This is a genomic window from Lagierella massiliensis, assembly GCF_001407835.1.
In the GTDB taxonomy this organism is placed as follows: domain Bacteria; phylum Bacillota; class Clostridia; order Tissierellales; family Peptoniphilaceae; genus Mediannikoviicoccus; species Mediannikoviicoccus massiliensis.
The window spans coordinates 727,145-752,716 of sequence record NZ_CYUO01000005.1; the positions used below are offsets into that span (position 1 = coordinate 727,145).

A 25,572-nucleotide genomic window follows, 5' to 3' on the forward strand; every position below is an offset into this window, starting at 1 on the left:
ATTTTCTGTGGAATTTGCAGTTGGTTTTAATTCTGTTTTTAATTTATCTAAAACCTCTTTCGAATAATATTGATAATTGTGATAAGATTTGCTTCCGATACCGTATTCTACTTGTCCACTTACTTGAGGATCCTAACAGGACTACCCCTTGATGACTTAGGTTTTGTAACTGACAATCCATCATCTGCTGAAGCTATAAAAGCAAGCCATGAAACTTTAAGAATTGCTGCAAGAAAAGCTCAAAGGTGTTTTGGTAGTGGTTTCTTGAATGTAGGCTATGTAGCAAGGTGTATAGAAGATGATTTCCCTTATTTAAGAAATCAATTTTATTTAACTAAACCTAAGTGGTATCCAGTCTTTGAACCAGATGTGGCTACACTTTCAGGGATAGGAGACGCAGCAATAAAAATTAATCAAGCTATTCCAGGTTTTTTTGGAAAAGATAATCTTTCGGATTTGACTGGGTTTAATGCCAGCAAAGAACCATCAGTTATAGAGGATGAAGATGAAGAATGATGAAGTTAAGGATCTTGTTCCTGAATTATTAAGTGACATCACTAAGTCTTTTGATAGCAAAACTAAAGAATCTAAAGTTTTAAAAGAGAAACTATCAAAACTCAAAAATAAAAAAGCTAATCATTTAGATTCTAATGAATTTGCTCAAGAGGTTGGAGAAATTTTATCCAGTATTTTTAAAGAAAATATTACAGAAGATAAACTTCCAGATGGAAAAATATATTACAATATTGTTAATAGGGTTTTAAATTCTAATTTAAAAAACAATTATAATATAATAAATGCATATGCTAAAATCGTCCAAGATGAATTAAATAGAAAGGCTAAAATAAGCCTAAAGGCAATTGATGCTGAATATAGTCAAGACAGGGTAGACGGCATTGTAGAAAGTGTTTTAAAAAAAGATGATTATAGTTCCATGATTAATGATTTATGCTCATCTACTGAAAATTTTTCAAGATTTATTGTAGATGAACTTATAAAGAATAATGCTAATTTGCATAGAAAGGCTGGATTAAAACCAGTTATTGAAAGAAAAATGCATGGAGGAGCTTGCTCTTTTTGTAAAACTCTTGCTGGGACTTACGATTATGAAGAAGCTAAAAGATTAGCCGAAACAGATCCTAAGAAAAATCCATTTGCAAGGCACAGACATTGTAGATGTACAGTTGACTATGTGCCAGGAAATAATAAGAAACAAGATATATGGTCTAAAGAATGGCGAGATATTGATAAAAGTGATAAAATAAAAGAAAGAATAGAGTTTAGCTATAAGAAACCTAATTCCAAATCAGAGGTTGTTGAAACTGCTATAAAAAAAGGCATTGTTAAGGATGAAATAAATACAGAAAAACAATCGAGACATTTAAGGGGAAGTCATCTTCCAGATCGAAGTTTCATAAATGGTGACATGGATTTTTCAAAAGAATTATATCGAGAATTTAGAGGAAAAGGGAAGCCAATAATAGTAAATAATGAATGGAAAAATAAAGAAAGAGTTAATACAGGAAGAATTGTAGCGACATACATTGATGATAATGGGAAAAAATTTGATTCATCAAATATTATAATAGTATATTCGAAAACAGGATCTCATATTTTAGGAGGTAGACCAAATGAATCTTAGGAAATATGAAGGTGAAAATATTATAGTAGAACTAAATAATAAAAAAATTTATATAGGTAAAGTTACTGACTTTATTTTTGCTGAAGATAATAATCCTCAAAAAAATAGCATTATTATTGAGGCAAGAGGTTGTGATAATCTTGTAGAAATTTATGAAGATGATGTAAAAAAAATAGATATTATGAATTAAAAGCACACTAACAACAATATGTTAGAGGTGCTTTTTTAGTGAAAGAAAGGAGAGATCATGGCGAAAGATGATTATCACGTTGTTGTCTATCAAATTTTAGCTTATTTATATGTACAGTTAAAAGCTGGAGAAGAAATAGATACAAATATATTACGGGCAAATAGCAATTACTTAAATATTAACAGTATTTATTGGAGTTACATCATTGAAAACTTATCAAATCAAGGTTTTGTTAGTGGTGTAGTTAAAAATAAAGCATGGGGTGGCAATACGGTTGTATTTGATATTGAAAATATAATGATTACACCTTTAGGGATTGAATATTTAACGGATAATTCTTTTTTAAAAAAAGCAAAAGAATTTTTGAAAGACATAAAAGCAATTGTACCATTTGTATAAGTAATATTAATTATTAACTTTCACATAAAGGATTTTGAAATATGAAAAAGTATGGAAATCAAACTCCCACCAAGTCGGTAATTTTAGATTATGATAAAACTTTAGGTCATGAAGCAGTAGAACTTTATGAAAAAACTGGAAGAAGTCCCTATCCTTGGCAAGAGAAGATGATAAACGACCTCTTCGCTATGAATGACGAAGATTTGTGGACTCACTCTAAATTTGGATATGCAGTCCCAAGAAGAAACGGTAAAACTGAAATTGTCTATATGGCAGAACTGTGGGGACTCTTTCATGGACTTAATATTTTACACACAGCACATAGAATTTCAACCTCTCACTCTTCTTTTGAGAAATTAAAAAAATATCTTGAAGACGTGGGACTTGAAGACAAGGAAGACTTTTCATCTATCAAAGCAAAGGGACAAGAAAGAATTGAACTCAAAGAACACGGAGGAGTAATCCAGTTTAGAACAAGGACTGCTACAGGTGGACTTGGTGAAGGTTTTGATATGCTCATCATAGATGAGGCTCAAGAGTATACAGACGACCAAGAGTCGGCACTGAAATATACAGTTACAGACTCCGACAACCCTATGACCATAATGTGTGGGACTCCACCTACACTTGTATCTGGTGGGACAGTCTTTACTAAATACCGAGAGTCAATATTATCAGGTGGCAGAAAACATAATGGTTGGGCTGAATGGTCAGTTGACGATATGTCAGATATTAACGACAAGTCTTTATGGTATCTTACCAATCCATCTTTATAATTGGTGGAAAAGATGTTGTTTTGGATTATAGTAAGCATTGGAAAGATGTTACTCAATGGATAGCTGACAATGTGGTGGAGCAGTTCTTATTCATCCAGAATATTGTTCCCTCAAAAAATAAGAATTTCAGATTATAAATGGTAAGGAGACAGTTGGGGTTTAAAAATAATAAATTCTCATTTTAAAAACAAGGTAACCACAGCTGGTAAAAACATAATAGGACAATCAGAGAATATAATACTTGATTTAAAAATATATTCTTATACTGATGATATATTGAATAATGGATTAAGGCGTATTTACAATAACAAAAGATATGAATACTTGAATAAAACATTAATCTTAAGAGAAAGCAAATTAATTGGGATATTTAAAAGAAAAGAATAACAGGAGTGGCCCCCTCAAACTATTATGATTACTCATAGTAGCCTTTGATGGGAAGAGGTACTCCTGTTTGTTATTTATATTATAACAAAGTTAATAACACAATTCAATTGGGAGGATAAATGATAGAAGTTATGATTCCATCTTTCATGTGGAGTAATGAAGAGTGGGTAATTAAAAAATTACAATCAATTGAAAACGCTTATCAAACTTTAAGAGTTTGAGGAGTTGGAATATCTAAACTACTGGCTGTTATTATAATAATAATTAATGTTAATGTTATTAATTGTTTCTTTTTATCCATTTAGAATTTTTAGAGTAAGAATGATATAATTTAATTGGAAGGGAGGTTTCCCTCCCAATATTGAGTTACTTAACTATTTCTTTAATTAAATTTACTACTGCGATTAATAAATCTATGATTAAAGTTGCTATAGCGAGTAACTCTTTTTTATTGTCTATTTTCTTACTCATTTAAGATGTGAAAAAATATTCGATTCAATATATCACTTGGCACTCTATTATAGGGTGCCTTTTTTCATGTATTTAATTTCACCTCCTTTCTTACGGCGAATATGCGACGGCACGGAACTGGCCTAACTGGCAGTATTGGAAATTAGAGGACTTGGCCATAAATAACAGGAAGGTTCATTGTTTTATCAATGTTCATGAATCATATACTCGTAAAAATAGGCAGGGGTAGGAGCAATGAGTATAAATTTTTAATTACATAAGGGGTGATATAGTTGTCAAAAAAGCTGACTATAAAACAACAGTGTTTTGCTGATGAGTTTATCTTCAGCGGAAATATATATCAGTCTGCGATTAATGCGGGTTATTCTGAAAATTATGCAAAGGCTCAATCTTGTAAGTTGTTGGAAAATGTTGGAATAAAAACATATATAGAGGACAAGGTAAAAGAAATTGAAGATGAAAAGATAGCAAAGCAGGAAGAGGTATTAAGGTATTTAACTTCTGTTTTTAGAAGAGAAGAGACTGAAGAAGTTTTAATTGGCAATGGGAAGGGTCGACAAAGTGTTACAAGTTTGTAAATATCGGTAGATTGGGTTTACAAGGACAATTCTTCAAGGTGAAAACCATATGGTGTGGACAAATAAACTTGAAAACTTGATAGCTGACAATGGAAAGCAAAATGCGCTTTATAATGCAAAGCGTAGTGCAACCGATGAAGTGTCGAGGGCTTTTCTGAAGTGTCAATCCATTGCTATAAGGAAAGTGGTTTTAAAAAGTATATCTGGATTGCTGAACAAAATGGTAGGACTTGTAGCATATGTTATGCTCTTGACGGTGAAGCCTTTGATGTTAATGGGTCTATAGTAGGATCTGATACTCCACCGGTACATCCATTTTGTAGATGTACGACGGCAGCCTATGAGGAAAGAAATATGGATGAAGGCAAGGAATGGGGGTATAATAATAGTAAGTTAAAAAAGATAACTCCTCATTCTTCTTCACAAGAAATAACCAAAAGAGTAAATCAAGGCAAAATATCATTAATATCAAATAAAGAACATTATGAAAAACATGTTAAGGGCACTAAACAATATAATTCTTATTTAAATTCAAGGATAAAAAGAGATTGGGGTCCTCAAAATAATCTTTTAATAACATATCAAGAGTCTCAAGATTTAATAAATGCTTTTAGTGGGAAAGGAATAGCTAAGCATGGTAAGAACAACAAGGAAAAATGGTTTGAAGAAGTAAATGTGGGAAAAGCAATAGGAAACTACATCATAAATGCTAAAGAGTTTCCAACTACCAAAATAAGAATATATTACAGTAAAAAATGCACATTATACCTATTAGGGGTGAAAATTTTGATTGATTGGAAAAAAGCAGAAAATGCTTTAAAAATAAAAATAATACTTAAAGACGGAAGAGAATGGTTAGCATCAGGTAATGGCTTGGAAATTGGAAAAGATATTGGTGAACCAGAAGATGTTTTCTTTGTTAGGCATGACCATTCTCCAGAAATGATTCCAGTTTCAGAAATACAAGATATAGAAATAATCGAAATATAAAGCACACTAACAATAATTAATGTTAGTTGCTTTTTTATTGTTTAATTTTCTGGAAATATAATATAAATGTTGATATCTACACGAATTAATCGTGAGTTAATCGTGTGAAGATATAAGAAATTTCACGTCTTTAGGAAGAAGACAAGACCTGGATAAGTCTTAAAACTGTTCTTATTTTTGTCCAAGCATTAATGACATAAAACTATATGGAAAGTTAAGCATTGAAACTAAAAACTATGGAGGAAGATATGAACGACGATTTAAAGAAAACTGTCGAAGAGGAAAAGGCTAAGTCTAAAGAGCAAGACGAGAAAAAAGGAAGAACAAAAATCAGTTGAGGAAGAAAAGCCTATAAAAGAATTGAAGTATTCTGATGAGGATGTGGATGAGATTTTAAATAATAATCCACGACTATGCTGGGTATGATTATTAAAGATTATATGACATTTCATTTGATTTGGTATAATGGATATAAGTAAAGAAAGCAGGAGGTAAAAATGAAAATAAAAGAAAGAATATTAGAATATATTTCTTCAGAGGGATATAAGCCAATGACTTCTGAAGAACTTTGCATGATTTTTGATATAGAGCCAAAGGGTCGAAGGGACTTTGTAAATGTTTTGAAAGTTCTTGAAAAAGAAGGCTTGCTTTTAACTACTGCTAAAGGCGAGTATATGCTTCCTGCAAGTGAAAACTTATTTAGAGGTATTCTGGAAGGAAATAAAGCAGGTTTTGCTTACTTTATAGAGGAAAATGGCATCATAGATGATGTATTTATATCCAAAGACGATTTAAATGAAGCTTGGCATCAGGATAAGGTTCTGATAAGAATTGTAAAAAAAGCTCAAGGCGATAAAAAAGCAGAAGGGGAAGTTGTAAAGGTAATAGAAAAAAACAAACGACCTATAATAGGGACTTATGTTCAAGGAAAAAATTTTGGCTTTGTAGTTCCAGATGATACAAGATATGGATTTGACTTGTTCATTAACAAAGGCGACAAAAATGGCGCTAAAACCAACGACAAGGTTGTTGCAAAGGTAAAGGATAGAAAACCAAAGGGAAAAAACCCAGAAGCCATTGTCACAAATATAATTGGAAATATAAATGAAAAGGGAGTTGATATTACATCTATTGTAATGGAATTTGATTTACCCTTTGAATTTTCTAAAAAGATACAAAACAGAGCAGATGAGATAGAAAACAAGGTAGATTTAAAGGAAATAGAAGAGAGAACGGATTTTAGAAATCTATTTACGGTGACTATTGATGGAGCTACTGCAAAAGATTTTGATGACGCCATATCTATTGATAAAAAGGACGAGAATTACTTGCTTTATGTTCATATTGCAGATGTTACACACTATGTCCCTAAGGGATCAGCACTGGATAAAGAAGCTTATAGGAGAGGGAATTCGGTCTATCTGTTGGACAGAGTTATTCCTATGCTGCCAAAGGAACTTTCAAATGGGATTTGCAGTTTAAATCCTGGAGTAGATAGACTTTCTATAACTGTTAAGATGGAAATTAATAAGAAAGGTAAGGTAGTTGATTATAAATTTTATGAGTCTGTTATAAATTCTGACTACAGATTAATCTACACAAATGTTTCAGACATAATTGAAGGCAAAGAAGATATTTATGAAGATGAATTATTGAAGGAAAAACTTTTGGTGATGAACGAACTCTTTGAAATCTTAAAAGAAAAGAGAGAAAGAAGAGGAAGTATAGATTTTAACTTTACTGAACCTGAAATAATTCTTGGTCATGATGGGAAGCCAATAGACATTGTTCAAGAAGAAAGAAGAGTTGCAAATAGGATTATTGAAGAGTTTATGATTGTGACAAATGAAACGGTGGGTAGCCACTTTGGATTTATGGAAGAGCCTTTTATATATAGAATTCATGAAGATCCTTCTGAGATAAAAGTGGAAGAACTTAAAAAAATGATAAAGAAGTTTGGTTATACTATAAAGGGACAAGACATTCATCCAAAGGACTACGAGGCGATAATAAATGAAGCTAAGGGAAAACCGGAAGAGCCTTTAATTTCAATGATGCTTTTAAGGTCCATGTCAAAGGCAGAATATTCTCCTGAACCTCAAACACACTTTGGTTTAGCAAGTATGTTTTATACCCACTTCACTTCTCCTATAAGAAGATACCCGGATCTTTTTATTCATCGAATTCTTAAAAACTTTTTAAGAAATAAAAAGAATACAAATAATATGAATGAATATATGAAATTTTTAAACGATGTTAGTAAACACTGCTCAATGACTGAGAGAAGAGCAGAAGATGCAGAACGTGAAGTTGTAAATATGAAAATGGCAGAGTATATGGAGGACAACATTGGCAAGAGATTTGACGGTGTAATATCTGGACTTACTAAGTTTGGCATATTTGTAAGACTTGACAACGGTGTTGAAGGGCTTGTATCCTTTGTAAACATGACTGATGATTATTACAATTTCAATGAAGAGGATTTTATAGTCGTTGGAGAGACAAGAAATAGAATATATAATATTGGACAAAAGGTTAGAGTTCAAGTTATTGATGCAAGTAGTATAAAGAGACAGATAGATTTTAAATTTGTAAATGGTGATGATAATGGCAAAAATACTAACGAACAATAAAAAGGCAAGGCATGAGTACTTTATAGAACAAGAGTATGAAGCAGGTATAGCTTTAAAAGGAACAGAAGTAAAGTCACTAAGACTTGGGAAGGCATCTGTAAATGAGGCTTTCTGTCAAATAAGAAATGGAGAAGTATTTATATACGGGATGCATATAAGCCCATATGAACAGGGAAATAGAAATAATGTGGATCCACTGAGAACAAGAAAGCTACTTCTTCATAGAAGAGAGATTAATAGACTTATCGGAGCAACAAAAGAAAAGGGATATACAATAATTCCATTATCAGTATATTTAAAAAATGGACTTGTAAAAGTAAAAATTGGTCTTGCAAAGGGTAAAAAACTTCATGATAAAAGAGAAACAATAGCAAAGAGAGATTCTGACAGAAGAATACAACAGGCATTAAGAAGAAGATAAAAAAAGATAACCTCCTTTAAAGGAGGTTATATCTCTTTAAATATTTGATAATTAAATTCTTTTGGATTTACAAAATTGGTATTAAAATCGTCATAGTAAACCATGCCTGGTTTTGCCCCTTTGGCTTTTCTAACGTTTTTCTTTTCTGTATAATCCACAGCAACATTTTGTTCATTTGAAACAGAGGAGTACTTTGCAGCTAAGAAACAGCCATCAAGTATATCCTCTTTTGTTATGTTATCATTTCTTAAAATTACATGAGAACCTGGAACGTCTTTAACATGTATAAAGATGTCATCTCGATTAGCAAGTTTCAATGTGATGTAGTCGTTTTGATAATTATTTTTTCCCACATAAAAATGTTTGTCTCGCTTATTTACAAAGTGATGTGGAGTGGAAGGCTTTGAAGATTTGTTTTTGTTTTTATTCTTTGTTTTTCCCTTGCTAATATAACCACCATTTGCAAGTTCGGACCTAATCTCCATAACTTCAGAGTCGGTTTCAACTTTTTTTAAACTGTCTAAAACTTGCTCGAAATATTTTATATCATCTTCAAGCAGGGGAATCTGTTTCTTTAAAAGATTTTCAGAAGTTTTTAACTTGCTAAACTTTTTATAATAAAATTGAGCATTCTCCCAAGGGGATTTTTTTACATCAAGGGGAATATCTAAGTTGGACAACTCTGGGTCGTAAAAGTTTTGAAGCACTATACTTTTTAAACCTCGATCCATGTTATGAACATTGGCTGAAATTATATCTGCATATATCTTATATTTTTGTCTATCTTTAGCTTTTTCCCTTTCATCTAACAACTTAACTAATTTATTTCTATCTTTTTCTAAAAGATGAGAAACCTTCTTTGAAAGGCTCGAAACTTTTTGTGATACCTTGTCAGAAACAAAGGATTCAGTAAAATATTTTTCACATACCTTTGACATATTCTCTTCTGTTTTAATTTCTGCCATCAAATAATTTAACATCAAACAATGAAAGTCCAACATATTTCCAGTCTCATCTCGATATGTTGTATATAAATAATCATCGGATAAAATTTTATCTACAGTTTTTTTAAAAGAATTATCAATTCTTTCTAATTCTTCAGAACTTAGTTCCTTAGCTTTTTTATTTCTATCAACCATTGACTCATGCAAAATCTCATCTGAAACCTGAGGAGAAAATCCAGTATAATTCATATAGAAAAATCTTGCCATCTTAATATCTTTTTCCATGTTATTAATAATTTCTGAAGGAAGTTTGTTTTCTCTTGTTATATCTACCTTGTCATCTTCGATGTACGTGTAACTTAATCCAGGAAGCAGTTGACGAACTCTTGAAAGGTCTTCAGTAACTCTTGTAATAGAATCTAAAATATTAAATCCCTCTCTTAAGATTATATTTGAATATTTTCCCATAACTTCGATTGTCAAAGTCTTTGTAACTAAATCTCCCAACTCATTCATTGATGAGATGTTTATGTCAACAACTCTGTCCAAACCCTTTTGTTCAATTGACTCTATAACTCCATTTTGTAAATGCTTTCTTAATAGCATACAAAAGTTAGGTGCTTTTATTGGGTTTTCCTTATTTTCATTTGAAAGATAAAACCCAGGTCTATTACTAGAAGCATCTAAGAGTAATTTGTAATTATTTTTATTTTTATAAATTTGTAGTAAAATTGTTCTATTTTCCGGTTGATTAATTCGATTTACTTTTCCGCCAACCAATTTATCATTAAGTTCTTTGACTACTGCCCTTGTTACAATTCCGTCAAAACTCATAATTACCTCCAATCTATACTAATAAATTATATCATAGTAAAACTTTAATGAATAATCCTGAAGAATTATTACAAAAATGTAATAAATTATTGAATTAGCTTTGACATTGTTATAAAATTAATATCAAAAGAGGTGTATTATGATATATTCAATGACTGGTTTTGGTAGATCCTCCATAGATGAAAATAATTATGGTGTGTCTGTGGAAATAAAGACTGTAAATAATAAATATTTAGATGTTCAAGTTAAAAATCCTAACTTTTTAAATTTTTTAGAAGAGGATGTAAAAAAAACAGTAAGAAAAAATTTGAATAGAGGACGTGTTGACGTATTTATAAGATGTCAAAAGAAAGAATCTAATATATCAAAGATGTATTTTGATTCTAATTTGGTTTCTAATTATATGGAAGCAGTAAATGATTTAGAAAAATCTTTGGATTATGATTTCAAATTAAAACTGTCTGATATAATGCTCCTTGAAGGAGCTTTGCAAATTGAGGAGTGTGAGGAAGATGAAAAGTTTTTAAAAGAACTTATACTCACACAAGTTGAAAATGCATTAAAACTACTTATTGATATGAGAATAAAAGAAGGGGAGAATATATCCAAAATTATTATAACTCAGCTTGATGAGATGAAGGCAGTTGTTAAAGAAATAAAAGGCTTGGCAGAGTCTTCTCATGATGAATATAAAGAATCTTTAATCAAAAAGCTTCAAGAATTAAATGACGAAGATTTAAAAATAGACATGGATAGAATCTATTTAGAGGTTGCTCTATATGGAGAAAGATCCGATATCACTGAGGAGATAGTTAGACTAAACTCACATATTGACCAATTTTTATTAACACTTAATTCTGATGAACCAAAGGGACGAAAGCTTGATTTTATAGTTCAGGAAATGAATAGAGAGGTCAATACAATATCATCTAAATCCCCAAATAAGACAATCGTACAAAATTGTATTGAATTAAAATCCATTATAGAAAAGATTAGAGAACAAATACAAAACATTGAATAGGGAGGACGACATGAGAGATGGTTTTTTAATGGTTATTTCTGGACCTTCTGGAGTTGGTAAAGGCACTGTATGTGAAGCTCTTAGAGCAAAGAGAGATGATATTAAGTACTCTATATCAGCAACAACAAGAAAGAAACGTCCTGGAGAAGTTGACGGAGAGAACTATTACTTTTTATCTTTAGAAGAGTTTAAAGAAAAGGTAAAGAGAGACGAGTTTATTGAACATGCAAAAGTTCATAATAATTTTTATGGAACGCCAAAAGACTATGTGGAAGAAAATATAGGTAAAGGTAACATTGTAATTCTTGAAATAGATGTTCAAGGTGCTTTACAAGTAAAGAAAAACTTTCCAGGTGCAGTTTATATCTTTTTGTTGCCTCCAAACTTAGAAGAGTTGAGGTCAAGAATAGTTAAGAGAGCCACAGAAGACGAAGAAACCATCAATTTAAGGATGCACAATGCTGAAAAAGAACTTTCTTTTATTGATAAGTACGATTATGCGGTTGTCAACGATGAAGTTGATGACACAGTTTATAAAATAGAATGTATTATTGAAGCAGAAAAGTTAAAAGCAACATATTTAGGAGGTAATAAATAATGATAAATCCATCATTTAAAGAATTAGAGAGAATTTCAGGAAGTAGATACGCAATTTGTGTAATTGCATCAAAAAGGGCAAGAAGAATTATTGATGGTTCTGAACCACTTGTAAAATCAAAAACAGGTAACCCAGTTACTACAGCTATTTCTGAAATAATGGACGGAAAAGTGACTTATAAATTAGATAAAGAAGAACAAAAGGACGAATAATGACTAAAAAAATTTTGCTTGGAGTTACAAGTGGAATAGCGATTTATAAGGTGTTAGAGCTTTGCTCGCGACTTGTTAAGGCAGGATATGAAATTGAAGTAATCATGACTGAAAATGCAACTAAGATGATTTCGCCCCTTGTTTTCGAAACTATTAGTAGGGGCAAGGTTCATACAGATATGTTTCACAGTGGTCATCATGAAGAGGTTGAACATATAGAGATGGCTAAGAGGGCAGATTTATTTTTAATTGCTCCAACAACTGTAAACACATTGGCAAAGATTGCAAATGGAATTGGAGACAACTTACTAACTTCAACGGCATTAGCATATGATAAGACGATTATACTTGCCCTTTCAGCCAATACAAAAATGATAGAAAATCCTGTTACAAAAGAAAATATAAAAAAATTACAGGATAGAAATTTTGAGTTTATAAACTCCAAGTCTGGAATGCTCGCATGTAACACTGTTGGAAATGGTAGACTTGCAGAGCCAGAAGAGATATTTGAAAGAGTGGAAGACTATTTTGTAAAAAAGGACCTAAAGGGAAAAAATATAATTGTTACTGCAGGTCCAACAAGAGAAGCTGTTGATCCAGTAAGATACATTACAAATAGGTCAAGTGGAAAGATGGGATTTGCAATAGCTAAAAAAGCATTTCAACGAGGAGCAAATGTAACTTTAATTTACGGAGATTGCAAAGTTAAGCTTCCATATGGAACTGAAAATATAAAAATAACCTATAATGATGAACTTAAAAGTGAGATAGACAAGAGATTTGATAATACTGATTGTCTAATCATGGCAGCGGCACCATGTGATTTTAGAGTTGAAAAATATTCAAAGGATAAGATAAAGACAAAAAATAGTTTAACCCTTAACTTAGTTGAAAATGAAGATATTTTAAAATATTTTGGAATGAAGAAAAAGAAACAAATCATAATTGGATTTGCGGCAGAAACATTTGATTTATATGAAAATGCTACAAAGAAATTGAAATCAAAAAATTGTGACTACATTATTGCAAATGATGTTTCAAGTTCAACTTCAGGTTTTGATGTAGATGACAACAAGGCCTCAATTATTTCAAAAGAAGAGTCAATTGAACTACCACTAATGCCGAAAATTGTATTAGCAGATGAAATTTTGAATTTAATATGATAGTAAATATTGTTTTAGAGAATAAGACAAGAGTGCTGGACCGATTATTCAGTTACAGCGTTCCAGAAGAATTACAAAAAAAAATAAAAAGAGGCTGTAGAGTTATAGTTCCATTTGGGAGAGGCAACTCCAAAAAACTTGGACTAATTGTTGAAATTACAGATAATCCTTTAGTTGATGTGAAATTAAAGGACATATATAAATTAGTAGATTATGAACCTTTAATTTCAGAAGAACTGATAGACCTTGCACTTTTTATGCGAGACAGATATCTTTCAGATCTCTCATCTGCATTTCAAAGAGTTTTACCTCCAGGAAATTGGAAGGATTTGGAAAAATTGATTTATTTAAACGAAGAAGTTGATGATAAAGATATTTCTGATTTTTTTTCAATTCCAAAAGAGTTTAAAACTGCAGTAAAAAGATTCGATGAAAATACTATAGAGAACTTAATAAGAAAAGGCATCTTAAAAGAGAAATATGATATTAAAGGTAGGATTAAGCCGAATTTAGTAGAGTACTACAAGATAAACAAAAATATTAATTTAGAAGCTAAATTAAAAAATGCGCCTGCCCAAGAAAAAATTTATAATTTTATTTCAGAAAATGAACCAGTCGATAAAAAAACAATTCTTATGGAGACAAATTCATCTTTGTCAAGTTTAAAGGCTTTGGTCAAAAAGGAACTGGTATCTTTTGAACTTAAAAATGAATTTGTGAAAGTGACAAAAGAATATAAAAAATACTCAAAGATATATTTAAATGAAGAACAACAATTTGTTTTAAAATCCATCCTAAATAGTGATAAAAATAAATTTTTAATTCACGGCATAACTGGAAGTGGAAAGACAGAAGTATATCTTCAAATAGTTGAAGAGATGTTAAGTAAGGGTAAATCATGTATTATTTTAGTACCTGAAATTTCACTAACACCTCAAACCATAATGCGATTTTCAGGAAGATTTCCAGGAAAAGTTGCAGTGCTTCACTCAAAACTAAATCAAAGAGAAAAACTTGAACAGTGGCAACAGATTAAAAATAATACATTTTCAATAGTTATTGGAGCAAGGTCTGCAATTTTTGCACCAGTTGATAATCTTGGAGCAATCATTATAGATGAAGAACATGATCAAAGTTATATTTCAGATATGAATCCAAAATATGTTACAAGAGAAGTTGGAGAGTTTTTAAGCGAAAAACTTAATGCAAAATTAATTCTTGGGTCAGCTACCCCTTCAATTGAATCATATTATTTGGGTAAAAAAGACGTTTATGAAATTCTTAATATAAATAAAAGGGCAACTGCAGGAATTTTACCGAAAGTTAATATCATTGATATGAGAGAAGAACTAAAAAAGGGTAATACTTCTGTAATTGGAGAAGAGCTTCACGAAGCAATTTTGAATAACTTAGAAAATAAAAAACAAACACTTTTGTTTCTAAATAAAAGAGGACATACTTCCTATGTGTTTTGTAGGAGATGTGGCTATGTTATGAACTGCGATTCTTGTGATGTATCAATGACCTATCACAAGTACAATAACATATTATTATGCCATCAATGTGGAAGAACTAAGAAAAAACCAGATATATGTCCAAATTGTGGTAGTAAGTATATCAGAGAGTTTGGCGCAGGAACAGAAAAACTTGAAGAATATTGTTATGAAAACTATCCAGAAGCTAAAATATTTAGAATGGATGCTGATACTGTAAGAACAAGACAAGAATATCTAAACGTATTTAACAAGATGAACGAAGGCGAGATTGATATACTCATTGGAACGCAAATGATAACAAAGGGATTTGACTTTCCCAATGTAACACTGGTAGGGGTTATTGCTGCGGATTTAAGTTTGAATGTTGGAAGCTACAAGGCAACAGAAACCACATTTCAGTTGTTAACCCAAGTGTCAGGTAGAGCTGGAAGAGGAGACTACGCTGGCGAAGTTTTCATACAGACCTATAAGCCAGAAAATTACTCAATTGAAGCAAGTAAAAAGCATGACTTTATAGATTTTTATAATATGGAAATTGAACACCGAGAAATGTTTAAATATCCACCGTTTTATAGAATATTTTGCATAAATATTTCTGGAAATCAAAGAATTGCTACAAGACAAAAGCTATTTGAATTACAACAACATATTCAGGCAGAGCTAAGAGAAAATGAAATAAGAGATATTGAAATTATTGGACCAAATCCAAGTCCAATCTCAAGAATTAACAATAGATATAGATTTTATACTTTTTATAAGTACAAAGACAATAATGAAGAAATTAAACAAATTTTTAAATCCATTTTAGTAGATAACAAGTACAATGTGGATTTACAAGGATACAAGTTGAGCCTAACTTTTAATCCGACTAATTTTATTTAAGGAGGAAATATGGCTATTAGAAATATTAGAATAATTGGAGACCCTATTTTAAGAAAAAAATCCAGAGAAGTTGAAAAAATAGATAACAGAATTATACAACTTCTTGACGACATGGAAGAGACTATGAGAGATGCTAATGGACTTGGTCTTGCGGCACCTCAAATCGGAATTCTAAAACGTCTTGTTGTAGTTGATATGCAAGATGGAAACGGGGTTATGAAAATGATAAATCCTAAAATTACTGAAAAATCTGAAGATACTCAGGAAAACTTAGAAGGATGTTTATCAATACCAGGTAAGTCAGGAGTAGTAGATAGACCTAAGAATTTGGTCTTGGAATATACTGACATAAATGGTAAAAATGTAATTGTTGACTGTGATGAATACAAGGCTGTTTGCATTTGTCATGAGCTTGATCATTTGGAAGGTGTTTTATATACAGACTTAGCAAAGAGAATGTATGATAATAGTGAGCTTGAACAAGCTGAAGAGGATGATGAATAGATGAAACCTAAGGTTATATTTCTTGGAACTCCTGAATTTGCAGTGGAATCTTTAAAAGCAATTTATGAAAGCAAAAAGTTCGAAATTCCACTTATAATCTCTCAAGTTGATAGGAAGAGAAACAGAGGCAAAATGACTCCAACACCTGTGAAGCAGTATGCTTTAGACAATGACTTAGAAGTTTTTACTCCAGAGGATATAAACAGTGACGTAAGTTTCGAAAAAATAAATTCTTATGATCCAGATTTTCTTGTGGTAGTCGCATATGGACAGATAATTAAAGATAGATTGCTCTCTGAATATAACGACAGGATTTTAAATGTACATTCATCACTACTTCCAAAGTATAGAGGAGCCGCACCTATAAACTGGGCAATAGCTGAAGGCGAAGATAAAAGTGGAATAACGATTATGCTTGTTGAAAAAGGACTTGATACAGGAGATATATTATATAGCTTAGAAAAAGAAATAGTTCCTGATGAAAACGCAGAAGAGTTGCATGATGCTTTGAAGGTATTAGGTGGCAAAGGAATCGTTGAAGTTCTTGAAAATTTTGATGAATACTACGAAAATAGAAGGAAACAAAACGAAGAAGAAGCATCCTATAGAGGGATGTTAAATAGAAAAGATGGCAAAATATTATGGGATGATACTTGTTTGAATATATATAATAAGTTTAGAGGATTTTATCCATGGCCTGGTTCGTTCTTTAAATATGAAGAACATAATGTAAAAGTTTTAGATATGGATTACGTTCTTGGAGAAGTTAAACATGAACCTGGTTTTGTTGAACAAGTTGGTCCTGAAATTATTAAAATCACAGCAAAGGATGGATATATTTTATTAAAAGAAATTCAATTTCCAAATAAAAAGAGAATGAAAGTTTCTGATTTTCTAAAGGGAAATGAATTCAAAAAAAATATCTATTTAAAATAGGAGGTTATAATTATGTTTGGAATGATGCCTTACTATAATAGTAATGGTTTTTGGATGATTGCTTTACTTGTAGCAATGTTATTTGGAATTATAGCACAAATGAAAATAAAGAGTACCTATGCAAAATATGTCAAAGTACCTAATCAAAAAAACATAACTGGAATGCAAGCGGCAAGAGAGATCCTTGACAGAAATGGACTTAGTGATGTTAAGATAGTTCCAATTAGAGGAGAACTTACAGACCATTACGATCCGAGCGAGAACATAATAAGACTGTCAGAACATGTTTATAGTGATTCAAGTATTGCTTCAGTAAGTATTGCAGCTCACGAAGTAGGTCATGCTATTCAACATAATAGAGGATATGCATTTCTAAACTTTAGGAACAGTCTTGTACCTGTAGTAAACTTTGCTTCAAGGTCAATCTATCCGCTATTTTTGATAGGACTATTTATTGCTCCATTTCTTATAAATGTTGCAATAGCAGTTTTTGCTATAACTGTATTATTTCAAATAGTTACACTTCCAGTTGAAATTAATGCGAGTTCAAGGGCATTGGAAAATCTTGATGGAACAATACTAAAAAGAGATGAGGTATCGGAAGGGAAAAAAGTACTTTCTGCAGCGGCAATGACATATGTGGCAGCGGCACTATTCTCGTTAGTGCAACTATTAAGATTAATGAACAGTAGAAGAGATGATTAATGAATGAAAGAAATTTTGCTATTAAAGCTTTAGTAGACGTTGAACAAGGAGGATATTCTTCCGAACTTTTGTCAAATATACCAAAAAGCTTAAATAGTCAATTGGTTAGACAAATTGTTTTGGGAGTTATAGAAAATGATATATTTTTAAAAATGGCTATAAAGGAAGAGTTGGATAGACCAGAAAAAAATCTTCCTTTGAAAGTTTCAACTATTTTAAAAGTTGGAGTATATCAAAAGTTTTTTATGGACTCTATTCCAGATTATGCTATCGTAAGTGAAAGTTTAAAATCTTGTGAATACTTTAAGGTAGAAGATTATAAGGGTTTGGTTAATTCAATTTTAAGGAATATCAAAAGATTTAAAATAGAAGATAAAATATCTAAGATGCCTTCAGTAAATGATAGACTCAAGATGGATTATTCTGTTGGGGATGATTTTTACGATTTTTTAATTAAAAATTATAAAGTGAAAACCATTCGTAAAATTTTAAAATCCTATAAGGAAATTCCTGAATTTGTAATAAGGATTAATAAACTAAAGACTAATAAAAAAGAAGTAGAATCAAGTATGAAAGGTCTTGGTATAGAATTTGAAGATCATCCATTTTTAGAAAATGCTTTAATTATAAATAACCCAAGTGGATTATTCGAAACAGATATATTCAAAAATGGTTACTTTACCGTTCAAGGAGGAGCTTCAATTCTTGCAAGCATGGTATTAAATCCTGTAAAAAATTCTAAAATTTTAGACATATGTGCAGCTCCAGGGGGAAAGACCTGTCACTTAGCTGAAATAGTTTCAAATACAGGAGAAATTTTAGCAAATGACTTGCATAATCATAAGATAGAAAAGATAAAAGAAAATTCAAGAAGGCTTGGATGCAAAAATATAAAGTACAGTAACTTTGATGGGACTTTATTTAAAGAAGAGTTAGTTGAATCCTTTGATTATATTTTATTAGATGCTCCTTGTTCAGGTTCTGGCATAGTAAGTAGAAATCCTGAGATAAAACTTAGAAGAACAAAAAGTGAGATTGAAAATCTGGTATATACTCAGAGAAAGATAATGGACAATTGTTTAAAATATTTAAAGAATGGAGGATACTTGGTTTATAGTACCTGCAGTATTTTTAAACAGGAAAATGAAATGCAAAGAAAATATTTTTTAGACAGATATGAAGAACTTAAACCTATAAATTTCAAATATAGGGCCAATGAAATTTCATACCTTTCATTAATGCCTTACGAAAGAGGAACAGATGGTTTTTTCATAGCAAAGTTTCAAAAAAATATATAGATAGTATGTTATAATGGTGTAAGATTAAATGAGAAAAATTATATACAATAATTTAGAATTTAATGAACTAAATTCTTCTTTACAAGATTTAAAGGTTGAGAAATTTAGAACAAATCAAATTTTTGAAGGAATTCATCATTTATTTTATAATAATTTTGAGAGCTTTACTAATATTTCTAAAAAAATGAAAAGAATGTTAGAAGAAGAAGGAAAATTTATAAAGATAGAACTGATTAAAAAGTTTGAATCAAAAGTTGATAAAACTACTAAGTACTTATTTAAACTCGAAGATGGTGCACTGATTGAAACTGTTTTAATGAGATATAAAGATAGAAATACAATATGTATATCTTCCCAGGTTGGATGTAAAATGGGATGTAAATTTTGTGCATCTACCAAGGCAGGATATGAACGAAATCTACAAGTTTCAGAACTTTTAGAACAGGTTTATTACATTTCAAGATTAGAAAACATTAGAATAAACAACATTGTTCTTATGGGAATAGGAGAGCCTTTAGATAATTATGACAATGTAATAAAGTTCATAAAGATTATTACTGATGAGAGAGGCTATAATATTTCCATAAGAAATATAACTCTTTCTACCTGTGGACTTACAAAGAAAATTGACAAACTATCCCAAGAGGATTTACCAATTAACTTAACTATATCGCTTCACAATCCTTTTGATTCTGAAAGAAGTGCCATCATGCCTATAAATAATAAATATAAAATAGGTGAAATTTTTAAAAGTGCGAAAAAATATTACGAATCAACAGGAAGAAGAGTTAGTTTTGAATATACTTTGATAAAAGATGTAAATGATTCTGATAGACATATTGATGAAATTGTTAGGTTGTTTAATCATGAAAATTTTCATCTTAACTTGATTCCATTAAATGCAATAGATGAGTTTGGAAAACCAAATACAAATTTAAAAGATTTAGAAGATTTCAAAGAGAAACTTGTAAGTAGAGGGATCAACACAACAATAAGGAAGAGTATGGGCATAGATATTGAGGGGGCCTGTGGTCAATTGAGGTCCAGCCATAAAAATGAATTGAGGAAGTGATAGATTGAATTATTTTTCAGCCACTGATATTGGGCTACAGAGAAAATTAAATGAAGATTATTATGATAATTATGTAGATGGCAATACAACATTAATGGTTGTTGCTGATGGTATGGGAGGTCACAATGCAGGCGAAATTGCTTCCGAATTAGCTGTAAAATCTTTTATTTATTATTTTAGAGAGCATAATCAAGAGGCAAAGGATCTAACTAATTTTTTATGTCAATGCGTTAACTATTCTAATGGTATTATATATGAAGAATCCCATAATGATGATGAATTATCTAATATGGGAACTACTATTGTAGCAGCTCTTATACATGAAAATTACTTATATATTTTAAATGTTGGAGACAGTAGGGCATATTTTAAAAATAAATTTGGATTTAAACAAGTTTCAAGAGATCACTCCTTGGTAAATGACCTATTAATTTCTGGGACTATAACAGAAGAAGAAGCAAAAAATTATGGAAGAAAAAATGTTATTACTAAGAGTTTGGGCTCGGAAACAACTGTTGAGCCAGATATAACATCTTTAGAAATAAATGAAGGAGATATTGTTTTACTATGCTCTGATGGACTAAACTCTTTGGTTTCTGATAGTGAAATAGATCAAATTATTTCTAATAAAGATGAGAGTGAAGAGGAAAGGATATTTAAGCTGATAGATCTAAGTCTAAGCAGAGGGGGATACGATAATATTACAATTTCATTATACACACATAAGGAGGAAGACAGATGATAGGTCAAACTCTTGGAAATAGATATTTAATTGAAGAAAACATCGGCGTTGGTGGAATGGCTGTTGTATATAAAGCAAAGGACAAACTTTTAAATAGATATGTTGCAATTAAAGTTTTAAAAGACGAATTTATGGATGATGAAGAATTTCTTAAGAAATTTGCCATGGAAGCACAATCTGCTGCATCTTTATCTCACCACAACATAGTTTCTGTTTATGACGTTGGTAATGCGGTTGTGAACGACCAAAGATATAATTATATCGTCATGGAATATATAGATGGACGAACTTTAAAAGACATAATTAATAAAGATGCTCCCCTTGGATCTGAATTCATTGCAAATGTTGGATTTCAAATAGCATCGGCTTTGGAAGCTGCACATAAAAAGGGTGTAGTCCATCGAGATATAAAACCACATAATATTTTATTGGATAAAGATAATGTTGCTAAGGTTACTGATTTCGGAATTGCAAGAATTTCTTCATCAGCAACTATAACATATACATCTACAGTGCTTGGAACTGTACATTATATTTCACCTGAACAAGCAAAGGGAAAATTTATAGACAAAAAATCTGATATTTACTCTCTTGGAGTTGTGCTATATGAGATGGCTACAGGTAGAGTTCCTTTTGATGCAGAGAATGCAGTGGGCATAGCACTTAAACATATTCAAGATAAGTTAGTAGAACCAAAAAGCATTAATCCTAATATTCCACAAGGTCTTAATGACATTATTTTAAAGGCTATGGACAAGGATCCAAATAACAGATTTAGTTCTGCAACTGAGATGAAAATGGCTTTATTAAACTTTCGTAATTTCAAATTTGATAATGATGAAAATTTTGATAAAACTGAAAGAATTGGTGTTATTAAAGATGAAGATATAGTACCTAAAACTGAAGAAAAGGCAGTATATAATATGAAAAAAGAAGAAGAAATAGAAGAAGAAGAGAAAAAAGGTGGCTTTTTCAAGACGTATATACTTCCTATTTTACTGGCGCTTATAGTGGTAGCTGCTTCTGTAGTTGCTGTAAAATTTTATAAAGGTAAGTTTTTAAAACCAGATGTTGTAAAAGCTCCTCCTCTAATTGGAATTGATGTAGAATCAGCTCAAGAACAACTTGATGAATTAGAATTTGATTTAAAAGTTAAAGTAATGGGAACAGTTGAATCAGATCAAAAAGAGGGACTTATTGTAGAACAAGATCCTGAAAGCGGAACGGAATTAAAAAAGGGTTCAACTATAGAAGTATATGTCAGTGGTGGAGAAGAAGATATTGTTTTAAAAAATTATACTAATTGGAAGAAAAATGACGCAATTTCATCACTTGAAAGTTTGGGTTTACAAGTTGAAATCAAAGATTCCTTTAGCGATAATTTTGACGAAGGATATATTATAAGCCAAAAACCTGGAACAGGAGAATCTGTTAAGAAAAACTCAACTGTAGAACTTGTAGTCTCAAAAGGAAAAGAAGACGATACTGTTCCAATGATTAATGTAGCAGGTATGAATGTTAGAAAAGCAACAGAAAAGCTTGCTGATATAGGACTCAAATATAATATTGAAGAAACTCCTTCAAGTACAATTGAAAAAGGTGTAGTTATAAGTCAAAGTGTAGATAATGGAGTAATGGTAAAGAAGGGTTCAGTTGTAAGTCTTCAAGTAAGTACAGGACCAAAAGAGGATCCTACAGAAGAACCTTCAGAGTCAAAAACTAATAAAAAGACAACATCATATACTTTTAGAGTAAGGGTGGCAGATATAGCTCCAGGATCTTATAACGTTAGAATTGAAAGAATTGAAGATGATAGAGAAGTGAATGTTTATAATCGTCAGCTTGATACAGCAAGAGGCGATGCAAATATAACTCTTAATGTTCGACGAGGAGAAAGTTACAATGTCTATGTTAACGATGAGTTATATAGCGGAGAAACAATAGAATAATGTCTAAAATTGTTAAGTCTCATAGAGGTATATATTATGTAGAAAAAGAAGGACAAGTTTATCTATGCAAGGCAAGGGGACTTTTTAGAAATAAAAAAGTTAAACCTGTAGTAGGTGATGAAGTTGATATATCAATTAATAATGATGGAACAGCCTATATTAAAGAAATATATGAAAGAAGAAATCAGCTTCTGAGACCACCTATTTCAAATGTGGATCAGGTTATAGTTATAATGAGTCTTTCTTCTCCTGACATAAACTTATACACCTTGGATAAATATCTTTTAATGTTAGAATTATCACATATTGAGACTAAAATCATCTTTAACAAAACGGATTTAGTTGATAAAGAATACAGTGATAAGATTTCAAAAATATATAATAATATCGGTTATGATATTTATTTAAATAGCAATCAAGAAAATAACGGAAAAGAACTTTTAAATCTATTTAAAAATAGGAGTACAGTTGTTACAGGACCTTCAGGAGTTGGAAAGTCAACGACACTAAATAATGTATTTTCTCATTTTGATTTTGAGACAGGTTCCATAAGTGAAAAATCACTTAGGGGCAAGCATACTACAAGGCATATAGAAATATCAAAGATTGATGAGAGGAGTTATGTTATAGATACTCCTGGTTTTTCTGCTCTTTCACTTGATTTTATTAATGATATCAATGATATAGGTGAGGGTTTTATAGAGTTTTCCAAACTAAAAAATGAATGTAAGTTTAATAATTGCATTCATGAAAACGAACCTAAATGTGCAGTCAAAAATGCTGTTCAAAATAAAAAAATATCTGAAAGTAGATATAAAAATTATTTATTGTTATTAGAAGAATTTAGAAATTTAAGGGGGTATTAATGAGTTTTCTTTCGCCATCACTATTGTCGGCAAATTTCTATAACCTTTCAGAACAATTAGATATACTTGTTGAAAATGATGTCAAGTATTTACATCTGGATGTTATGGATGGTAATTTTGTTCCAAACATATCTTTTGGACCAGGAATAATAAAATCTTTAAGAAAAAAATATGATTTTATTTTCGATACTCATTTAATGATTGTAAATCCAGAAAATTATATTGAAAATTTCAAAGATGCTGGATGTGATATAGTAACAATTCACTATGAAGCAACAAAACATCCCCTAAGGGTTTTACAACAGATTAGACAGATGGGTATGAAAGCTGGAATATCTTTAAACCCAGGGACTCCTGTAGAGGTTTTAGATTATTTATGGGATGAACTTGATCTAATACTTATTATGACGGTCAATCCAGGATTTGGAGGACAGAGCTTTATCGAGTCACAACTAAAAAAGATAAAAAGGATAAGAGAACTCATAAATAAAAACAATCCTGAAATTCTTTTAGAAATTGATGGTGGTGTAAAGACTACAAATATCGAAAGTTTATTAGATTTAGATATTGATTTATTCGTTTCTGGTTCTGATGTATTTAACGAAGATATATATCTTATGCAAGCTAAGCTTGATAAATATAAAGAAATTTTAAGGAGGATATAGTTTGGAAAGTAAAAAAAATAGCACAAGGTTTATTACAGAAGCAGGAATAATGTTGGCATTAACTTTTATCCTAAACTCTATTAAACTTTACAAGTTGCCACAAGGTGGTTCCATAACACCAGGAGGGTATGTTCCCCTTTTGATATTTGGTTTTAGATGGGGATGGAAGAAAGGACTTGTGCTTGGTGCACTATATGGCTTGTTAGACTATGCTATGGATCCATTTTTCCTAAATGTAGTTCAATTTTTATTAGATTATCCAGTTGCATATGCAATGCTCGGCTTAACAGGGCTATTTAGAAAAAATTTGATTGTCGATGGTAAGGTAAATAATGCAAATTTAATTGCTGGAACAATTGTTGCTACTGTTTTGCGAATGGTTGCAGCAGTTATTTCAGGAATAGCATTTTTTAAACAATATTTACCTCAAGATAAACCATTTTTATTAGGTTCAATTCTTTATAACGGATCTTATGCATTGCCAAATATGATTATTGCTATTGTATTGATTTTAATTATTTTCCCAAGAGTTAAGAAGGAAGCGTAATGATAATTACAATAGTTACAGGGGGAGGATGTGATAATGCCTCCCTTTTATTTGACTATATTAAAATTTCAAATTTAGTGATAGGGGTAGACAAGGGTATTGAAGAGCTGTTGAAATTAAATTTTCCTATCGATATGGCTATAGGAGATTTTGATTCTATAAAAAGTAAAGAATTATTAAATTCTAATCTAATTAAAGAAATAAGGACTTTAAATCCAGTTAAAGATATTTCAGATACTCATGCAGCAGTGGAGTTTGCTATTTCAAAAAAGCCACAGAGAATATATATATTAAATGCTATTGGTACAAGAATGGATCATACATTATCTAATGTTTCATTGTTAAAACTCATTTCAGAACAAGGGATAGAAGCATATATTTTAAATAAACATAATAGAATTAGGTTTGGACTTAAAAAAAATATTATAAAGAAAGAGTATGATTACATTTCTGTAGTTCCTCTTGAAGAAAATATTACTGTAAGTAGCAATGGGTTTCTATACGAAGTAAAGGATTTGAAATTAGATTTTTCTCAAAGTAGATTTTTGAGTAATGAGCTTTTAAAAGATGAAGGAATAATTGAAATAGAAGGGAATGCTCTAATAATAGAGGCAATGGATTAAAAAAGACAAAAAAAAATACCTTATAAGG

The 25,572-nt window shown here is 30.8% G+C and carries 26 protein-coding genes and 1 pseudogene; 26 read left to right on the forward strand and 1 reads right to left on the reverse strand.

All coding sequences use genetic code 11. The features are described from left to right. Positions 1-69 precede the first annotated feature (69 nt). From BN2746_RS07050 to smpB, 10 genes and pseudogenes are all read left to right on the forward strand, one after another. A complete protein-coding gene (locus tag BN2746_RS07050; protein ID WP_231718336.1) occupies positions 70-516 on the forward strand; it encodes a hypothetical protein in 447 nt (148 codons plus the stop codon). Continuing rightward, complete coding sequence (locus BN2746_RS07055) at positions 506-1,642, forward strand: VG15 protein (RefSeq protein WP_055079078.1); 1,137 nt, start codon at positions 506-508, stop codon at positions 1,640-1,642. The genes BN2746_RS07050 and BN2746_RS07055 overlap by 11 nt, the downstream gene beginning before the upstream one ends. Continuing rightward, entirely contained in the window at positions 1,632-1,832 is a 201-nt protein-coding gene (locus BN2746_RS07060) for a hypothetical protein (RefSeq protein ID WP_055079079.1), read from the forward strand. Before BN2746_RS07055 ends, BN2746_RS07060 begins: the two co-directional genes overlap by 11 nt. Positions 1,833-1,889: 57 nt before the next feature. Continuing rightward, the gene (locus BN2746_RS07065; RefSeq protein ID WP_055079080.1) at positions 1,890-2,231 is read left to right on the forward strand and encodes a YjcQ family protein; all 342 of its coding nucleotides are present in this window, start codon (positions 1,890-1,892) and stop codon (positions 2,229-2,231) included. 41 nt (positions 2,232-2,272) lie between these two features. Next, on the forward strand, positions 2,273-3,007 hold the full coding sequence (locus BN2746_RS07070) for a DEAD/DEAH box helicase family protein (protein WP_231718337.1): 735 nt from the start codon (positions 2,273-2,275) through the stop codon (positions 3,005-3,007). A gap of 1,130 nt (positions 3,008-4,137) precedes the next feature. Further along, entirely contained in the window at positions 4,138-4,443 is a 306-nt protein-coding gene (locus BN2746_RS07075; protein WP_055079081.1) for a terminase small subunit, read from the forward strand. Between the two features lie 159 nt (positions 4,444-4,602). Continuing rightward, positions 4,603-4,770 (forward strand): annotated as a pseudogene (locus BN2746_RS09275) (minor capsid protein); the annotation flags it as partial. A 27-nt stretch (positions 4,771-4,797) separates the two neighbouring features. After that, on the forward strand, positions 4,798-5,433 hold the full coding sequence (locus tag BN2746_RS07085; protein WP_055079083.1) for a polymorphic toxin type 50 domain-containing protein: 636 nt from the start codon (positions 4,798-4,800) through the stop codon (positions 5,431-5,433). A 497-nt stretch (positions 5,434-5,930) separates the two neighbouring features. Then, on the forward strand, positions 5,931-8,066 hold the full coding sequence (rnr, locus tag BN2746_RS07090; RefSeq protein ID WP_055079084.1) for a ribonuclease R: 2,136 nt from the start codon (positions 5,931-5,933) through the stop codon (positions 8,064-8,066). Then, positions 8,035-8,487, forward strand: a complete 453-nt coding sequence (gene smpB / locus BN2746_RS07095) for an SsrA-binding protein SmpB (protein ID WP_148445399.1) — start codon at positions 8,035-8,037, stop codon at positions 8,485-8,487. The genes rnr and smpB overlap by 32 nt, the downstream gene beginning before the upstream one ends. 26 nt (positions 8,488-8,513) lie before the next feature. Here smpB and BN2746_RS07100 read toward each other — a convergent pair whose 3' ends face one another. After that, positions 8,514-10,265, reverse strand: coding sequence for an Rqc2 family fibronectin-binding protein (locus BN2746_RS07100; protein ID WP_055079086.1), 1,752 nt, complete (start codon positions 10,263-10,265; stop codon positions 8,514-8,516). 139 nt (positions 10,266-10,404) lie between these two features. Here BN2746_RS07100 and BN2746_RS07105 point away from each other — a divergent pair, with 139 nt between their 5' ends. From BN2746_RS07105 to BN2746_RS07180, 16 genes are read left to right on the forward strand one after another with little or no spacing between them, the layout of a single operon-like run. Beyond that, positions 10,405-11,286, forward strand: a complete 882-nt coding sequence (locus tag BN2746_RS07105) for a YicC/YloC family endoribonuclease (protein ID WP_055079087.1) — start codon at positions 10,405-10,407, stop codon at positions 11,284-11,286. A gap of 10 nt (positions 11,287-11,296) precedes the next feature. Then, positions 11,297-11,884, forward strand: a complete 588-nt coding sequence (gmk, locus tag BN2746_RS07110; protein ID WP_055079088.1) for a guanylate kinase — start codon at positions 11,297-11,299, stop codon at positions 11,882-11,884. Beyond that, positions 11,884-12,096, forward strand: coding sequence for a DNA-directed RNA polymerase subunit omega (gene rpoZ / locus BN2746_RS07115; protein WP_055079089.1), 213 nt, complete (start codon positions 11,884-11,886; stop codon positions 12,094-12,096). The genes gmk and rpoZ overlap by 1 nt, the downstream gene beginning before the upstream one ends. After that, the gene (gene coaBC / locus BN2746_RS07120) at positions 12,096-13,259 is read left to right on the forward strand and encodes a bifunctional phosphopantothenoylcysteine decarboxylase/phosphopantothenate--cysteine ligase CoaBC (protein WP_055079090.1); all 1,164 of its coding nucleotides are present in this window, start codon (positions 12,096-12,098) and stop codon (positions 13,257-13,259) included. Before rpoZ ends, coaBC begins: the two co-directional genes overlap by 1 nt. Then, the gene (gene priA / locus BN2746_RS07125) at positions 13,256-15,637 is read left to right on the forward strand and encodes a primosomal protein N' (RefSeq protein ID WP_055079091.1); all 2,382 of its coding nucleotides are present in this window, start codon (positions 13,256-13,258) and stop codon (positions 15,635-15,637) included. Before coaBC ends, priA begins: the two co-directional genes overlap by 4 nt. 9 nt (positions 15,638-15,646) lie before the next feature. Beyond that, entirely contained in the window at positions 15,647-16,141 is a 495-nt protein-coding gene (def, locus tag BN2746_RS07130; RefSeq protein WP_055079092.1) for a peptide deformylase, read from the forward strand. Then, positions 16,142-17,077, forward strand: a complete 936-nt coding sequence (gene fmt, locus BN2746_RS07135; RefSeq protein WP_055079093.1) for a methionyl-tRNA formyltransferase — start codon at positions 16,142-16,144, stop codon at positions 17,075-17,077. A 12-nt stretch (positions 17,078-17,089) separates the two neighbouring features. Further along, positions 17,090-17,782, forward strand: a complete 693-nt coding sequence (locus tag BN2746_RS07140; RefSeq protein ID WP_055079094.1) for a zinc metallopeptidase — start codon at positions 17,090-17,092, stop codon at positions 17,780-17,782. Beyond that, positions 17,782-19,080 (forward strand): 16S rRNA (cytosine(967)-C(5))-methyltransferase RsmB, encoded by a 1,299-nt coding sequence (gene rsmB / locus BN2746_RS07145; RefSeq protein ID WP_055079095.1) that lies wholly within the window; start codon positions 17,782-17,784, stop codon positions 19,078-19,080. Before BN2746_RS07140 ends, rsmB begins: the two co-directional genes overlap by 1 nt. A 28-nt stretch (positions 19,081-19,108) precedes the next feature. Beyond that, positions 19,109-20,152: a 23S rRNA (adenine(2503)-C(2))-methyltransferase RlmN gene (gene rlmN / locus BN2746_RS07150; RefSeq protein ID WP_055079096.1), complete on the forward strand. Its 1,044-nt coding sequence runs from the start codon at positions 19,109-19,111 to the stop codon at positions 20,150-20,152. Positions 20,153-20,156: 4 nt separating this feature from the next. Next, complete coding sequence (locus BN2746_RS07155; RefSeq protein ID WP_055079097.1) at positions 20,157-20,894, forward strand: Stp1/IreP family PP2C-type Ser/Thr phosphatase; 738 nt, start codon at positions 20,157-20,159, stop codon at positions 20,892-20,894. Next, a complete protein-coding gene (gene pknB / locus BN2746_RS07160; protein ID WP_055079098.1) occupies positions 20,891-22,843 on the forward strand; it encodes a Stk1 family PASTA domain-containing Ser/Thr kinase in 1,953 nt (650 codons plus the stop codon). The genes BN2746_RS07155 and pknB overlap by 4 nt, the downstream gene beginning before the upstream one ends. Continuing rightward, positions 22,843-23,709, forward strand: coding sequence for a ribosome small subunit-dependent GTPase A (gene rsgA / locus BN2746_RS07165; protein WP_055079099.1), 867 nt, complete (start codon positions 22,843-22,845; stop codon positions 23,707-23,709). The genes pknB and rsgA overlap by 1 nt, the downstream gene beginning before the upstream one ends. Continuing rightward, positions 23,709-24,374 (forward strand): ribulose-phosphate 3-epimerase, encoded by a 666-nt coding sequence (gene rpe, locus BN2746_RS07170; protein ID WP_055079100.1) that lies wholly within the window; start codon positions 23,709-23,711, stop codon positions 24,372-24,374. Before rsgA ends, rpe begins: the two co-directional genes overlap by 1 nt. A 1-nt stretch (position 24,375) precedes the next feature. Continuing rightward, positions 24,376-24,921 (forward strand): energy-coupled thiamine transporter ThiT, encoded by a 546-nt coding sequence (thiT, locus tag BN2746_RS07175; protein ID WP_055079101.1) that lies wholly within the window; start codon positions 24,376-24,378, stop codon positions 24,919-24,921. Continuing rightward, the gene (locus tag BN2746_RS07180) at positions 24,921-25,544 is read left to right on the forward strand and encodes a thiamine diphosphokinase (RefSeq protein WP_055079102.1); all 624 of its coding nucleotides are present in this window, start codon (positions 24,921-24,923) and stop codon (positions 25,542-25,544) included. The genes thiT and BN2746_RS07180 overlap by 1 nt, the downstream gene beginning before the upstream one ends. Positions 25,545-25,572 lie beyond the last annotated feature (28 nt).